Genomic DNA, 17,012 nt, shown 5'->3' with positions numbered 1-17,012 from the left:
ATTCGTTCTAAATAAATCTAACAATTTGTAATATTTTAACAAAGAATTGAACTCAAAATCGTAAAATATTAAGTTAATTCTTTCTAATGTTAATCTACATTAACTTTTAAACCAATTTCTATTTCTATCTTTATCATTCCAAAAAACTAAAAAAAATCCATTTAAAAACACTTTGTATGAAAACCAATACCGTAAGAAAAGTTGCCATTGTTGGCTACAACAGGATTCCTTTTGCAAGAGCAAACACTGCATATTCTAATGTAGGCAACAAAGAAATGATGACCGCAGCACTAAATGGGCTTATCGACAAATACAATCTAAAAGGAAAATTATTAGGTGAAGTTGCAGGTGGTGCCGTGATAAAGCATTCGTACGATATGAATCTTATTAGAGAATGCGTTCTAAAAACGACTTTAGATCCTGCAACTCCTGCATGCGATTTACAGCAGGCTTGCGATACGGGAATTGAAAGTGCTCTTTATATTGCCAATAAAATTGCATTAGGACAAATTGATTCTGGAATCGCTGGAGGTGTCGATTCTATCAGCGATATGCCAATTGCAGTTAGCGAAAAATTGAGAAAGACTCTATTAGATGCCAGACAAGCTAAATCGTTGGGTGCTAAAATTAAAACGTTTTTGAAACTTCGTCCAAAAGATTTTACGCCATTAGTTCCAAGAAATGAAGAATCTCAAACTGGACTTTCTATGGGCGGACATACCGAAATTACAGCCAAGTATTATAAAATACCTCGCGAAGAGCAAGATGAATTGGCTTTGAAAAGTCATTTGAATATGGCAAAAGCCTACGATGAAGGTTTCTTTAACGATATGATTACTCCTTTTAACGGTCTTGAAAAAGATAACAACTTAAGACCCGATTCTTCTCTTGAAAAACTGGCAAAACTTAAACCCGCTTTTGATAAAGTAAACGGAACTCTAACTGCTGGAAACTCTACTCCGCTGACCGATGGCGCGTCTTGTGTTCTTCTGGCAAGCGAAGAATGGGCAAAGGAACAGGGACTTCCTATTTTGGCTTACATTACTTTTGGCGAAATTGCCGCCATAGAATATGTTAAAAATCAGCAGAATCTTTTGCTAGCTCCTTTATTTGCGGTTTCTAGAATGTTAGAGAAAGCGGAACTAAATCTTCAGGATTTTGATTATTACGAAATTCACGAAGCTTTTGCTGCGCAGACTTTGGCGACTTTAAAAATTTGGGAAAGTCCAGAATTGAGTGCTGAAATTGGTTTAAAAAAAGTTTTAGGCGCCATAGACAGAAATAAATTAAATGTAAAAGGAAGCAGTCTAGCCGCCGCACATCCTTTTGCCGCAACTGGCGGAAGAATTATTGGCGTAATGGCCAAATTGCTCAACGAAAAAGGTTCTGGAAGAGGATTAATTTCGATTTGCGCTGCAGGCGGACAAGGGGTTACTATGATTATTGAAAAGTAAATTTTAAGGTACTAAGGTTCTGAGGTGCTAAGATGCTGAGTTTTTTTTTGAGGATGCGCTTAATTCTCCCGCAGATTTTGGAGATTTAGCAGATTAATTAAGACAAGTTTGTCATCCTGAGGAACGAAGGATCTCACAAGTGACTCGACATAGCATATCATCAACCATAATAAACCTGACAGGTTTTAAAAACCTGTCAGGTCTAATTTGCAAACTGTATTAAAAAAACTTTGCGTCTTTGCGACTTTGCGAGATTATTACTTTCTACAATCTTACAAATCAAAAACCCTTAGCGTCTTAGCGTCTTCGTGGCAAAAACCTTAGCCCCTTCAAAAAAACTAAACCACAAAATAAGGCGACAAAATATCTTCAAAATTATAAAGTCCTTTTTCTTTCTCTTTTATGTTTTCGGCAACAAAAATAACTCCGTTTCCAAAAGCTTCTCTCGAAATAGATTCGTGTATTAAACGCACTGTCTGAAAAGGAAAACCAAAAATGACTTCATGTTTACCGACAATTCCTCCTGCCCTAACCGAATTGATGTTTTCTTTATCAACATCGAGCGCTTCGGCTATTTTTACTGCTGTTCCAGATGTTCCTTGTTTGGTTTTAAAATGTTCTTCATTGACTTCGATATCAACCCAAGGCGCAATTTTCTTTAAAAATTTGGCTGCAAATAAGAGATAATTTACACCCAAAGTAATATTAGGCGACCAAAACACAGTAGTTTTTTGAGCCAGTTTTTTAAGAAATGCCAGTTCTTTATCTTTATAATGCGAAATCGCAGAAATAATTTTTACCTGCTTCTTTGCCGCAGCTTCTCCATAGGTATAAATTCCTTGATGAGACGAAAAATCGATAATGACATCAACAGGATGCTTTTCTAGCAATTCTTCGATAGAAGTTTTTGAACTTGAATAGATTAAGCCGGGTTCTTCTGACTCCACTCCAAAAAATTCTGGAACCGATCTGTGTTCTAAAACGGTACTTTGTCTTAAAACCCATTCTAAACAGAATTTGTTATTTTCTAATAATATTGAAGCTACTGATTTTCCAGTCTTTCCGAATCCGATTAATCCTATTTTCATAAGCATCTATTTTTTTATGGGCGAAGCGTGCCCGGTTGAAAATTATTGATATTATATAAGTCGTTAATATCAATCCTAATTTATTTTTTTGACACAGCATTCGAACTGTCCGTTCATAAAAATAGGAAAATCATAACACAACAACCAATAAAAACTTGATTTTATAACAATAAAATATATTATTAGTACAATTTTTTCTGTTAATACAAAATTCCCTTACGCTATTTTGCCTGTAATCATCTCTTTAAAGTATTTTGCTTAAAATGTTTAAAAATGACTTTAAAAAAAAGATTTGATCACATACAAGTAAACTTATTTTAATTAGATTTATGACCTGATATCCCCAAATTAATATCGTAAATAATGGCTTACAATAACAATGAATTACTTCGTTTTCTGGACGCTCAAAATAAATTGTATTTAACTGCTCTGGACGAAATCAAAAATGGTAAAAAAGAATCTCCTTGGATGTGGTTTATTTTTCCGCAGATAAAAGGAATGGGTTCAAGCGATACATCTAAATTTTACGAAATCAAAAATGCAGACGAAGCAATTGCTTTTCTAGAACATCCCATTTTAGGAAAACATCTTGTAGAAATTACTTCAGAACTCTTTAAAAAAGAAGAAAATGTATCTGATATTTTTGAAAGTCTTGATGTAGAAAGACTCCAATCTTGTATGACCTTGTTTGCTAGCGTTCAAAATACAGAATCTGTTTTTCAAGAAGTTCTTCACAAACATTTTGACGGTTCAACCGATTTTCATACGTTGCAATTATTATACAGTAACCTGTAAAGTGGGCGCGAAATAAGGCTTTTGTAGGTTATTAAATTTAAATTATCGTCATATTTGTAGATTTTAAAATTTAAGATCTGTACCTTTGCAACACTGTTGCGTTTTAATATAATAAAAAACGTACAGAAAAAATCAGGAATGAAAAAGAAAATTATCGTTGTTAATTTTTTAATGTCTTTAATAGTATTGGCCTCAATGCTGTTTCAGACCGTACATTCCTATGAACATATTATCAAACAGATTTCAGAAAAACCTTGCCAGCACCATACTAGTGAAAATCAGAAGGAAATAACGCATCATCACTCAACCGATGCCCAATGCGATATTTGTCATTTCGCTTTCAGCGCTTATATTCCTAGTACTTTTCAAACGGTAGTTTTTCAAAAAATAGAACTAACTGTTAAACCATTATATGTTTTTACACAGTCGGTTTCCACATTCTTCAAAGGCAGTTTATTTGCTTTAAGGGCACCTCCTGCTCTATTGTAGTCACTTTTAATTATATCTTTTAGAAACACTTCGCTTTCAGTATAAAGAGTAAGAACATTTTGTATTTTTTTTACTTCGCTTTCGCGGATAATCAATTGTAGACTTCCCTTTAATTTTCAAGAACAAAAGAATTTCAGACATCCGGATACGGTATGTTCTGAAATCTGAATTATTATTTCCAAATATTTAATCCAAATAAAATACCACTATGCTAACAGCTGAAAATCTGACCAAGAAATATGGCGATCATACTGCTTTGAATGCTTTAAATTTAACGATTAAAGAAGGCGAAATATTCGCGCTTTTAGGTCAAAACGGTGCTGGAAAAACCACTACAATTAATCTCTTTTTAGGTTTTATAGAACCAACAGATGGAACTTTAAAAATCAACGATATACCCGTTACACTGAATGCAAAAACAACGAAAGAATTTGTTGCTTACATTCCAGAAACAGTAATGCTTTACCCAAATCTGACTGGATTAGAGAACCTAAAATTCTTCTCTTCTCTCGCTGGTTTTAAATACTCTACAGGAGAACTCACCTATTTTTTAAACAAAGCTGGATTGCAACCTAAAGCGCACCATCAGAATTTGGGCGGTTATTCTAAAGGAATGCGCCAGAAAGTCGGCATTGCGATTGCCATTGCTAAAAAAGCAAAAGTACTTTTGCTAGACGAGCCTACGAGCGGTTTAGACCCTAAAGCTTCTAACGAATTTTCTCAGATCTTAAAAGAGCTTTCTGCAGACGGAACGGCGATTTTAATGGCTACTCACGATATTTTTAGAGCGCGTGAAGTGGCTTCTCATATCGGAATTATGAAACAGGGAAACTTGGTAACCGTAATTGAAGCCGAGAAAATATCGGCAAATGAACTAGAAAATTTGTACTTACAAACGGTTTAAAGGAAACCTAGATTTCCATTTTATAACATGAAACATGTTTTTTCATTACTTTTTTTAGTAAGCAGTTTTTCTTATATCCATGCCCAAAATAGGAATGGAAAAGTTATTGACGCAGAAACTAAAGAGCCGATTCCGAATGCTCTTATTCAATTATTAAATTCGAATAAAGAAACCACAGCCGATCACAATGGAGCTTTTTCATTGGAAGGTCAGGGAACGCTTCAAATTTCTGCAACGGGTTTTAAAACCATTCAAATAAAATCGAGTTCCGATTTCTTAAACATTGAATTAAATATTGATCGAAACGAACTGCAAACTGTTGAAATTGTTGGGCGCTCCACGCGAAAATATAACAGCGATTATTCGTTTTCGGCAACCAAAACAGCTTCTTTAAATAAAGATATTCCGCAGTCTATTTCTAGCATTACTAAAGAGTTAATTGCCGATAAAGGCGCTATTTATCTGTCCGATGTTGTTAAAATGGCAAGTGGTGTTATTCCATCAAGTTTTTACAATCAATATACGATTCGAGGCATTAGTCAAAATGAAGAAGGCCAGATTATTAACGGAATGCGTACTAGACAATATTATTTCCTGCAACCTTTAACAAGCAATATTGAACGTGTTGAAGTGATTAAAGGGCCGTCTAGCGCTACGTTTTCTTCTGTCGATCCTGGCGGAAGCATTAATATGGTCACCAAAAAACCTTTGGCAACCGATCGCAAAGAAGTGAGTCTGATGGTTGGAAGTTTCAGCACAATTCGCGGTACTTTAGATTTTACAGGACCTTTAAACGAATCGAAAACGCTTTTATACCGCGTAAACGGAGCTTATCAAGAAGCAAAATCATTTCGTGATCTTGTAAATAATAAGTCTTTTCTAATTTCTCCTTCGTTCAGTTATGTTCCGAATGAAAAAACGGCAATTAATACCGAACTGATTTTGAGCGACATGACAGGAACATTGGACCGCGGACAGCCTATTTTCGGTGCCGTTGCTGGTGTAACCAATTTAAAACAAACGCCTATTAGCTTGAATCTGGCTGCTTCTGGCGATTATTTTAAGTCGAAAGAAATGATTTTGATGACGAATTTAGCTCATAAATTTTCGTCGAAAATTGGTTTCAATGCCTCGTATATGAAACAAACCTGGACAGAAGATCTTCAAGAACATCGTACCACAAATGGCTTTGCAGTAGATATGAACAATCAGCCTGTTACAAGTTTGGCTATGATGCAGTATGTGCAGCGCAAACAATATTGGGATATTGACAATTTGAGCGCTTATTTCAACTTTGACTTTAAAACCGGAAAACTCAATCATAAATTATTGACAGGTTACGATTTAAGCAGCTGGAATAAAAATCTAGGAGGCGGACAAAATGCCGCTAGAGGTTATTTATTGAATGATGGTACTGTAGCCAGTTCTTTTGTTCCTGCAAATGCATCCAACTATCAGACCGTTACAGTAAACGGTGTTGTTTTGCCAAAACCAAATGTCAATTTCTTTGATTTGAATAATCCTTCGTACGCTTTAAGAGATTCAGAATCTTATATTCTAAATGTCCGTACAGCGCTTCCTTCTGCTCTAACGACAACCAATGCGGTTTATATTCAGGATGAGATTCAATGGGAAAAGTTTCGTTTTTTATTGGGATTAAGGAGCGAATGGTTTGAAGATATAACGAATTACAAATCCAGTAATGAATTGACCGTTAAAAAATCGGCTTTATTGCCTAGAATTGGCGTTACTTATGCCGTAAACAGCGCAGTAAATGTGTACACGACTTATCTTGAGGGCTATCAGCCACAATCGAACACTACTACTTTGATGCCGCAAACGGGAAGCCTGCCTGCCGGAAGTCTTTTCAAGCCTTTAGAAAGTGATTTAAAGGAATTTGGCGTAAAAGCTGTTTTTCTTAATAATACAGTAAGCTTTAATGCTGCCGTTTACGAAATCAATCAGCGCAATATTTTAATGAATGCAAATGATCCTGCAAATCCAGATTTACTCGTGACAAGAGGCTCAGAAAGAAGCCGTGGTTTCGAATGTGATTTAGCTGGATATATTACTCCAGATTGGCAGATTAATGTTTCTTACAGTTACATCGATGCTCAAATTACAAATGATGCAGACGCCTCATTAATTGGGCAAAGAAAACAAAATACGCCAAAAAACAGCGCCAATTTATGGACGCGCTACAATTTTGCTTCAGATTCTGTTCTAGACGATTTCGGAATTGGATTCGGAATGCAGTACCAAAGCAGTAAAGTGCCTTGGTTTACTAGAGATTTTACCCTTCCTGATTTTACCATTTTTGATGCTGCGCTTTATTACAAACCTAATAACAGCGATATACAAATTGCTGTAAACGCAGGAAATCTGCTCAACAAAACGTATTGGTTAGGTGCTCAGAATTATTTGAGATTATTTCCTGGAAGCCCAAGAAATGCAAGCCTTACCGTAACTTATAAATTCTAATTTATATGAATATATTACATTCAGAACTTTTAATTGCCAAACATTTAAGGCATTCTGTTTTTAAAAACACCGCTGTTTTTATCATCACGCTTTTTATAGGCATTTTACTTTTATACGCCACATTTTCGGGTTGGGAAAACTATAAAAGCCAAAACGAAACCAGCGAAAAATACCAGCATGAATCGAGAGAAGACTGGTTGAAAAATCCAGATAAGAATCCGCATAGAATGGCGCATTACGGGAATTTTGCCTTTAGAAAAAGTACGCCTTTAAGCGTTTTCGAATTTGGAATGGAACCTTTTTTTGGTAATGCCATTTTTTTGGAAGCGCACAAACAAAATACAGCCAATTTTTCTGAAGCTGGATTTTCTAACAGCATGCTCCGCTTTGGCGAAATCAGCATCGCTTTAGTATTGCAGGTTTTACTGCCCTTATTGATCTTTTTTCTGGGTTTTAATTCGATTGCTTACGAACGCGAAAATGGTACTTTAAAAATACTTTTAACGCAGGGAATCAACTGGAAACAGCTTTTAATTGGAAAAACATTAGGAATTGCAAGTGTTATTATGATGCTTTTTGTTCCTGCTATTGTTATTTTAATATTCGTTTGGCTGTTGCTTCAGGACTTTTCTATTACGGCAGATCAAACCTTTAAAATGATTTTATTTGTGCTTTTTCATTTGGTTTATCTTTTATTTTTCTGCGTAATTGCTGTTTTAGTTTCGGCTATTAGCAAAACTTCCAAAAAAGCACTGATCACACTTATTGGCATTTGGCTGCTTTTTACCATTATATTGCCAAGAACTACACAAGCAATTGGAGCTTATATTTATGAAGCGCCTTCTAAAATCCAATTTACTAGCGATATTGAGAAAGATATTTTAAAACAAGGCGACAGCCATAATCCGAATGATCCGCATTATAAAGCGATAAAAGATTCGCTCTTAAGCGCTTATAAGGTTGATTCCGTACAGAAACTTCCGTTCAATTATTCTGGTTTTATTATGACGGAAGGCGAAAAAATAAGTTCTAGAATTTATAATGAACATTTAGCTGAATTACTGCAGGTGTACAAAAAACAGAATAGTTTTTCTAAAACCGTTTCTTTTTTGAATCCTTATATCGCAATGAAAAATCTATCAATGGGATTATCGAATACCGATTATGAATCTTATGTCGATTTTCAGCAGCAGGCGGAAGATTATCGTTATATGATGGCACAAAAAATGAACGCTTTGCAGATCAAATACATTAGTAATAAAAAGCCTTCAGCGGGAGATAAACCTTATTCAATCAGCAAGGAACACTGGGCAGATGTTGAGGATTTTCATTATGAACCTAAAAAAATCGGAACAGTTCTGGAAAACGAAATCATCTCGATCATCTCTATTTTTCTATGGATTACGCTGCTTTTTATTTTAATTCGAATTGCAGCTCAAAAACTTAAAGCCATTTAATATGTTATCATTAATATTCAAAAATTTCATTAGATCAAAAGGCACTAAGATTGGTTTGCTTTTCTTACTCTGTATTGGTTTTATCAGCTTATTGATCGGAAAACAGTTTCAGGATAAACAAATCCACACTATCGAACAAGCAAGGGTTTATCAGAAAGAACATATTGCCCGAAATGCGGCATTTCATAAAGACGAAATCGGACTTTTATTGTATTACATCAAATTTTCGTTAGTCAATAAAACACTGCCTATAAATAGTTTAGCCATCGGACAACGCGATGTTAATCCATCCATTCAAAATGTAACTATTCGCGGTTTAGAAGGTCAGAAATATGATGCTGAACTCAATAATCCGAACAATCTTTTGGCTGGAAATATTGATTTTAGTTTTGTTCTTATTTATCTTTTCCCGCTTTTGATTATTGCTTTCTCCTACAATCTTATTTCTGAAGAAAAAGAAAGCGGCACTTGGAAAATTGTGGCAACGCAAAGCCAGAATACTTTTTTCTACATCTTAAAACTATTCTATGTTAGGATTTTAAGTCTTATCGCATTGCTTAGTATCTTGCTTTTTATAGCGGTTTTATTCTTAAATATTCCATTCGATACCTCTTTGTTTGTCTTTTACGGACTTGGTATTTTGTACATTCTGTTTTGGTTTGCCGTTTGTTTCTTTATTGTTTCACTTCAAAAGCATTCGAACTTTAATGCTGTCATTTTGCTAACGATATGGTTATTTCTAATTATTATTGTTCCAGCTGGAATCAATGCTTATATCGTTACGAAATATAAGGTTCCAGAAGCTTTAGAACTGACTTTGAAACAGCGAAATGCGTACCATGAAAAATGGGATACGGACAAAAATGAAACTATGGAGAAGTTTTACAAACATTATCCGCAGTTTAGAACGTACAAAATTCCGGCAGACAAAGAATTCACTTGGCTTTGGTATTATGCCATGCAGCAAATGGGCGACGACGAATCGGCTGTGCAATCTCGAGAATTAGAAAGCAAATTACAACAGCGAAACCTTGCCAGTCAAAGCATTGCACAATTTATTCCGACACTGCACACTCAATTGCAACTGAATGAAATTGCTCATGCCGATTTAGGAAATCAGCTTTTATTTTTAAAGGAAACTTCTAAATTTCACGAAAAACTGAGATTGTATTTCTATCCAAAAATATTTGATAATGCTCCTGTCAATGCAGAAAACTGGGAGAAATTTAAAGTAGAGACTTTTAGCGATAACACAAAAATAAGTTTTGCGAAGGCTTTTGTTCCGCTATTGCTTTTCAATTTGCTTTTGATTGGTTTTGGATGGTTTAATTTTACTCGTAAGACTGTTTAGTTTTTTTTTTTAAACCATATAAGTGATATAAGTTCATTTAATTGGAGGCTGGGAAATCTTTTTATAACAAGTCTTTTGACTGTTTAAATTATTTTTTAACCGCAACGTGCGCGAAGATTTATGCAATCCCGAAACTTCGGGACGCAAAGCTTTGTCTATAAAAGCTTTGCGTAATGACGAAAACTCAAATGCCTAAATATTTTAAGCCACAGATTACATAGATTAAAGCAGATTTTTAAAATCATTTTAATCCTAATAATCTGTGGCTATTTATTTTTATACTATGCATTATGTACCAACGGTTGAAACCTTTGGCTATGTTTTCAAATTCTGATGTTAAAATCATCAATTGCCTCCAGCTTTAGCTGGAGGTTAAAATGGATGGCTATTTGGGCTTTAGCCAAACTTCACCATTTGGCTAAAGCCATTGCTAATTCTATATTTTCACCTACAGCTAAAGCTGGAGGCAATTCAAATTAATTTTTATTTTACTTAAAGCTTTTCGAACTTTACGTTTTTTTAGACTTATCATATCAAAAAATCCTTGCGCACTTTGCGGTAAAATAAAATCTCATTTAGTATTTTTAACTAAGTTTAAAAAACATGAAAAAAATTCTTATCGCTGGTTTACTTCTAATTATTGCTTTTTATGCTCTTAAGCAATTCGTTTATAATCCGTATAAATGGAAAAAAGACATGAACAATCCTGAGCATAAATTGCAGTTAGGAAGTTTTATCTTTAGTAAACAAAGAGGTTCAAACGGAAGTCAGAGCACGCAGCGGTACTACTTTATATTTAAAGTAACAGAAATAAATGGCGATTATCTTCGTCTTTCTGTTATCCGTCAATTATCTCAAAAAGAAAAACTTAAATCTTCCGATTTTTCGACTTCAAAAGAAGATTATGCTGATTTAAAAAATACGATAAAGAGTATTACAATTACTCCGATTCTTACTGAGGATTTATACAAAGAAGATCCTTCGTTTACTTTAAATGATTACTTAGAAACTAAATATCCTTCTTTAAAACAATCCCGCTATTATTACGAATACACTAAGCTGCCTTTAGATTCTCCTCAATATTATAACATGATTTATTCTAAAGACGAAATTATAAAAAACGGAAAACTGGTTCGCTGGATTTTAAACCACAGCACAAAGCCCGAATTGGCAAAAAGATTATCACAAAATATTGATTTGATTTTGAATTAGGTTTTTAACCGCTAAGCACGTGAAGATTTACGCAAGGTTCGCAAAGAAATTTCTCATTGTTTACTTTGCGATATTTTTTTGTTCTTTGCGGTTATTTATTTTACTCTTTATCTAGATTTTTTTTCACGCAGATGTAGCAGAATATTTAATTTTTATTATGATGAGGAGATTTACGCAGATTTTTTAACTGCAGCAAAATCTGCTCTATCTCCTAAAATTTCTTTACTCTGCGTTTATTTATTGAGATTAAAAAAGATCCGCATAAATCTGGAAAAGATTAAAAGATTAAAAGGATTAAAAATCTGCGAAAATCTTTCAACCGCAACAAAATCTACTAAATCTGCTAAATCTGCGAGAAAAAAAATTATTCACAAAAAAATCACAAAAACGTATTCCACACAGCTTTGCGAACTTTGCGTTTTTTATACATTCAGCATATGAAAAAATCCTTTCGACCTTTGCGTTAAAAAAAGCCAAACCAAACCTTTTCTGAATAATTTTTCGAGAAACATTCAATAATTTTATTTTATTTAGAATTAATATAAATAAACTTTTATATTTGCCGCTTTCTGAGCAAAACTGAGTATTTTTTAAAATTTACTTTAATATTGCTTTTTCCAAAATTTCGTTTAATGAATAATAATGCCCGTTTCGAATCAGATCTTTTTCACACCTTTAAGGAAGGCGACGAAACTGCATTTAAGTTTTTTTACGATAAATATTTTAGAAGAATCCAATCTTTCAGCATTCAATTTATTTATGATCAGGACGAAGCTGAAAATCTAGCTCAGGAAGCTTTACTACACCTCTGGCAAAATAAAGAAAATGTAGAATCTGTTAACGGAATCCAAGCTTTCTTATTTACGTATGCCAAATCAAAATGCTTGAATTTAATTCGTCATAATAAAGTGAAGGATAAATTCAAAAATGACCTCTTAAACCACAAAGAAAGAGAATTGGATATCGAAGTTTTAAATTCGATCCAATTTGACACTTTAGAATTAACCGAATTAGAACGTATAATTCAGGAATCTATCAGTGATTTGCCACCAAAAACCAGAGAAGTTTTTATTAAAAAACGCTTTGAAAATAAAAAAAATGCAGAAATCGCAGAAGAATTAGGCGTTTCTTTAAAAGCTGTAGAAGCCCATATGACAAAGGCTTTGAAGATTTTAAAGACGAAATTATCCGATTATTTGTTCTTAATTTTTATCCTTATTTATAATAATTAAGAATAAAGGTAGGGTATTTTAATTCTGAAGTGTACTTATAATGGCGAGAAGTTTTAAAACGCATATATGACATCGGAAATAATAAACAAATACCTTTCTAATGAAGCTTCAGAGCAAGAAGTTCAGGCACTTTTTGACTGGATCGAAGCATCAGAAGAAAACAAGGAACAATTTATAAAAGCGAAGAAGATTTGGGCATTGACCACTCTATCTTCTGATTTATCTATTGAAACTGTTCCGGTAATCCAGATGAAACCAAAAAACAGAATCAGAACGTATTTACAGTACGCTGCGATTTTTTTAGTGTTTCTGGGTTTAGGAACGACTTTTTACCTATTTAACAGCAAGTCTGAAACTCCAAAAGAAATTGTTCTAGAATTAGGCGACGGCCGTCTGGAATATTTCTCAGGAAAAACAGAGACTACTTTGTTAAATGACAAAGGCGATTTGGTTGCCAAAAAATTTCCGACGCAAATTATTTACTTTGGTAAAGTTCAGGATGAGAAAGTAATTTATAATACACTTTCGGTTCCGTACGGAAAACGTTTCAAGCTTAAACTTTCAGACGGTACTGTTGTGAGTTTAAATTCGGGAACAACTTTGCGTTATCCAGAACAATTTGGCTTAAACGGAAATAGAAATGTTTACTTAACTGGTGAAGCATTTTTTGAAGTTGCCAAAGACAAAACCCATCCGTTTATTGTACATGCGAATCAGGCTGATATTGAAGTTCTCGGGACAACTTTTAATGTGAGCGCTTATCCCGAAAATCCTACAGTTAACAGTACATTAATTGAAGGAAGTATCCGAATGTCTGAAGCTATTAATCCTTCTAACGCTATTTTGCTGGAGCCAAACCAAATGGCAACGTGGCAAAATAATTCAAAAAAACTGGTCTTAAAAGAAGTTGACCCTACCTTTTATGCTGCCTGGACAAAAGGCGAACTTGCTTTTAATGACACCCCATTTTCTACAATCGCTAAAATTATTCAGCGTACCTACGACGTTGAGATTATCAACGAAAATTCTGATTTGGCCAGACAGAGTTTTACTGGTACTATTAAAATTAGCGAATCTAGTGTCGAAAACATTTTAGATCTGCTAAAACGTGACACGCCTTTTAATTATTCTATTAAACAAAAAACAATTACAATTACGCCAATTTTCCATAACTAAATAAAACATGACTTTAATGATACCCAATAACTTAAGAAAAACTTTGTTTTTCTTAGCCCTCCTTATATCCGGTTTTAAAGGTTTTTCGCAAAATAAATTAATAACCATACATGTTAAAAATAAGCCTATTAGTTCTATCATAAAATCTATTGAAGAACAAAGTGATTTTAGAATAATTTACAACGCTAGAAAAATTGATGCTGAACAATTGGCAGATTTAGATATTAATAATGCAACATTAGAAACTGTTTTAAAGCAATTATTAAAAGACACAAATATTTCCTATTACATTCAGAAAAAACAGGTTTTGCTTACAGATGCTAGTCGTGTTAACAGATCTAATGACGCTGCTCAAGAAACTGAGCGCGTTATAAAAGGAACTGTTTACAGTGCAAAAGACAGACAGCCGCTTCCTGGTGCTTCTATTCGCATTAAAGGAACTGGAATGGGTGCTATTACCGATTTTAATGGAAAATTTGTCTATCAGTTAAATGGAAATAATATTTCAAATATTATTCTTGAAGCAGGTTTTTTAGGAATGGAAACTCAATCTCAAAAAGCAGACGCGAAAAAAGATTTTGTTTTTTATCTTCAAGAAGCTACAGATGAGCTAAATCCAATTATAATTACTTCTTCTTATGGAACAACTAAATTGAAAGAAGAAATTGTTGGAAGTATTTCGACATTACAAGCAAAAGATATTGCCGTTGAGCAAGCCTCTGAAAGTTTTGATAAAATGATTACAGGACAAATTGCCGGAGTTTTGGTAGAAAATACTTCTGGTATAGGTGGCCCTGTAAAAATTAATATTCGCGGTCAAGGTACATTGTCTTCTCTAACCGGAGCAATCACTGGAACTTCATCGCAACCTCTTATAATTGTGGATGGTGTGGTGATGAGTGAAGAATATGCGATTGATGGAGGTAGTTTTGATGGGTCTGGAATTTATGCAGAGAATCTTGCAAATCCGTTAATGAAAATTGCACCAGAAAATATTGAAAGTATTTCTATTTTAAAAGATGCAGCAGCAGTTGGTATTTATGGTGCAGATGGTGCAAATGGCGTGATTTTGATTACAACGAAAAAAGGAAAAAAAGGAAAAACACAATTTGGTTTCTCTAACCAACTGGGTGTTTCTTCTGCTATTAATCAAATTAAATATTTGAACGGAGAACAGTATACAGAAATTCGAAACGAATATTTAAGAAACACAACAACAAATTATGTTCCAATTACCTACAACGGTACTAATACAGATTGGTTCAATTTATTAAATAAAGCTGGTATTTACAATAAATATAACTTTAATGTGTCAGGTTCTACATCTAAATTTTCGTACCGAACCAATATTAGTTATACAAAAATTGACGAACCTCAAATGGGAAATGAAACAAAACAGCTAAATGCAGGAATTAATTTGGGTTACAGCTCTGGCAAATGGGATATCAATTTAATGCTGAATCCTAGTTTTGTACAAAAAGATGCTCCAAATATCTTTTATGCTTTTGCTTATCTTCCCACACTTACTCCTTACAATGAAGACGGTTCTTTTGCAAATTTAGGCGTGAGCGGTGCTACAGCTGGAAATCCGCTGGCTGCTATAGAGCAAAATAAAAATGAAACGCAGACAATGGGTCTTTTAGGAAGTTTAAATTTATCTTATAAGCTTAATAATAATATCCGATTTTCTACTCTTTTTGGTATGGATTATAGTGATAAAGATCAAGATAGATATTTTTCTGCTGCTAATGAAAGTGGCCAGTTTAGTGGTTCTTTTACGCTTGGAGGCATTTTATATCCAGCTTGGGGCCGAAGATTATTGAATGAAAGAAATTCAACAAAATGGAACTGGCAAGGTCAGGCATTATTCAATAAAAATATTACAGAAAATCATGCTATTGATGGTGTTGTAGGTTTTGAATTAAGTGAGGATAAAACCAATTTTGATTATTCTTCGGGTGTTGGATTCGTAAATCCGAACACAATCAATAAAATTACTGACGCGATAAGAGATGATAATCCAGCTACCCCAAATGTAGACGAATCTAAAGCAGGACAATCTTATAGAAGTGAAATTAGCTACAATTCGAGGGTTTCTTTGTTTTCACAGGTAAATTATAATTATAAAAAACGTTATTATTTATTAGCCAACTATCGTCGTGACCAAAGTTCTGTTTTTGGTGATGATACCGATGTAGCACATAATGGTGGACTTGGAGCAGCATGGATTATCACTAATGAGAACTTCTTAAATTCTGCATCATGGATTGATTTCTTAAAATTAAAAGCCAGCTACGGTACAACCGGAAACTCAAGAATTGGTTCTTACAGATCTAAAGGTTTATATAATATTTCTCCAAACGAGTACAATGGAGGAATTGGGGCAACTACAGGATTTGCGCCAAACGGTAATTTGAGCTGGGAAAAAAACACAAAGTTTAATGCCGGTTTTGATTTTAATATCTTAAAAAGAGTTGAACTTACTGTAGAATATTACTACGACAATAAAAGTGATCTGATTACGACGAGAGAAATTCCTACTGAAACTGGTTACAATTCTTTGCAATTAAACGCTGCAAGTATGTACAACAAAGGTTTGGAAATTACTACAAGAATAAAATGGATAAAAACAGATGCATTTAAATGGACAACGGCTTTCAATATTTCTACTATAGACAGTAAAGTGACCGAATTAAAAGGTTTAGGAAGTGATTATTCTCAGGCCAACTTAGCTCTAGCACAAAAAATTGGATATAGTAACAGTACAATTTGGGGAATCAAATGGGTTGGTGTAGATCCTGCAACTGGTAGAGATCTTGTAGAAAAAAATGGAAAAATATATGACTCCAAAACATATAGTGACCTTTATACGGTGGCTGATTGGGTACCTATTGGAGATAAACAAGCAGATGCTTATGGTGGTTTTTATAATAATTTTACCTTTTTCAACAATTTAAGTTTATCTATTAGAGGTGATTATCAAATTGGAGGTGAGTTTTTAGCATCAGATATATTGATAGATAAATACTCAAACACATTTAATAGAAATCTTTCCGTAAACGCTTACGATTACTGGAGAAAACCTGGAGACGTTGTTACACAATCTGCTGTAACATCTTCTACTCAATATCCTAATTTAAGTAAATATGTATATGATGCGACTTATATTAAAATCAGCAATATTAATTTAAGTTATAATGTACCTATAAAAAATACATTCTTAGATAATCTTTCTGTGTTTGCTGATGCTACAAATGTTTTATACTGGTACAAAGAAAATAGTCCAAAAGGAATGAACGGAATTCGAGAATACAGTTTTACTTATCCTCAGGCAAGAACAATCTCGCTGGGAGTTAATGCTAAATTTTAAGAC

General features: G+C 33.8%; 12 protein-coding genes. 11 read left to right on the top strand and 1 reads right to left on the bottom strand.

The window, feature by feature from the left end; translation table 11 throughout:
- Window positions 1-176 precede the first annotated feature (176 nt).
- Window positions 177-1,454: an acetyl-CoA C-acetyltransferase gene (locus tag EG814_RS16560; RefSeq protein ID WP_125723011.1), complete on the top strand. Its 1,278-nt coding sequence runs from the start codon at window positions 177-179 to the stop codon at window positions 1,452-1,454.
- A gap of 338 nt (window positions 1,455-1,792) precedes the next feature.
- Here EG814_RS16560 and EG814_RS16555 read toward each other — a convergent pair whose 3' ends face one another.
- Entirely contained in the window at window positions 1,793-2,542 is a 750-nt protein-coding gene (locus tag EG814_RS16555) for a 4-hydroxy-tetrahydrodipicolinate reductase (RefSeq protein ID WP_125723010.1), read from the bottom strand.
- A 363-nt stretch (window positions 2,543-2,905) separates the two neighbouring features.
- Between EG814_RS16555 and EG814_RS16550 the strand changes: the two genes are divergently transcribed.
- From EG814_RS16550 to EG814_RS16505, 10 genes are all read left to right on the top strand, one after another.
- Window positions 2,906-3,337 carry a DUF1810 domain-containing protein gene (locus EG814_RS16550; RefSeq protein WP_125723009.1) on the top strand — a complete coding sequence of 144 codons (432 nt, stop codon included), beginning with the start codon at window positions 2,906-2,908 and terminating at the stop codon, window positions 3,335-3,337.
- Between the two features lie 171 nt (window positions 3,338-3,508).
- Window positions 3,509-3,826 (top strand): hypothetical protein, encoded by a 318-nt coding sequence (locus EG814_RS16545; RefSeq protein ID WP_235830996.1) that lies wholly within the window; start codon window positions 3,509-3,511, stop codon window positions 3,824-3,826.
- 208 nt (window positions 3,827-4,034) lie between these two features.
- Window positions 4,035-4,730, top strand: coding sequence for an ABC transporter ATP-binding protein (locus tag EG814_RS16540; protein WP_125723007.1), 696 nt, complete (start codon window positions 4,035-4,037; stop codon window positions 4,728-4,730).
- Window positions 4,731-4,757: 27 nt separating this feature from the next.
- A complete protein-coding gene (locus tag EG814_RS16535) occupies window positions 4,758-7,211 on the top strand; it encodes a TonB-dependent siderophore receptor (protein ID WP_125723006.1) in 2,454 nt (817 codons plus the stop codon).
- A gap of 5 nt (window positions 7,212-7,216) precedes the next feature.
- Window positions 7,217-8,668, top strand: coding sequence for an ABC transporter permease (locus tag EG814_RS16530; RefSeq protein WP_125723005.1), 1,452 nt, complete (start codon window positions 7,217-7,219; stop codon window positions 8,666-8,668).
- A gap of 1 nt (window position 8,669) precedes the next feature.
- Window positions 8,670-10,019 (top strand): DUF3526 domain-containing protein, encoded by a 1,350-nt coding sequence (locus EG814_RS16525; RefSeq protein ID WP_125723004.1) that lies wholly within the window; start codon window positions 8,670-8,672, stop codon window positions 10,017-10,019.
- A gap of 603 nt (window positions 10,020-10,622) precedes the next feature.
- Window positions 10,623-11,231 (top strand): hypothetical protein, encoded by a 609-nt coding sequence (locus EG814_RS16520; protein ID WP_125723003.1) that lies wholly within the window; start codon window positions 10,623-10,625, stop codon window positions 11,229-11,231.
- A gap of 632 nt (window positions 11,232-11,863) precedes the next feature.
- Window positions 11,864-12,463 carry an RNA polymerase sigma-70 factor gene (locus EG814_RS16515; RefSeq protein ID WP_125723002.1) on the top strand — a complete coding sequence of 200 codons (600 nt, stop codon included), beginning with the start codon at window positions 11,864-11,866 and terminating at the stop codon, window positions 12,461-12,463.
- 66 nt (window positions 12,464-12,529) lie between these two features.
- Window positions 12,530-13,639, top strand: a complete 1,110-nt coding sequence (locus EG814_RS16510) for a FecR family protein (RefSeq protein WP_125723001.1) — start codon at window positions 12,530-12,532, stop codon at window positions 13,637-13,639.
- 16 nt (window positions 13,640-13,655) lie between these two features.
- Window positions 13,656-17,009, top strand: a complete 3,354-nt coding sequence (locus EG814_RS16505) for a SusC/RagA family TonB-linked outer membrane protein (RefSeq protein WP_235830995.1) — start codon at window positions 13,656-13,658, stop codon at window positions 17,007-17,009.
- The last annotated feature ends 3 nt before the right edge of the window (window positions 17,010-17,012 follow it).

The organism is Flavobacterium ustbae, from assembly GCF_003946915.1.
Classification (GTDB): Bacteria; Bacteroidota; Bacteroidia; order Flavobacteriales; family Flavobacteriaceae; genus Flavobacterium; species Flavobacterium ustbae.
Note: the sequence above shows the minus strand (reverse complement) of the source record. Positions and strands in the feature narration are given on the sequence as shown.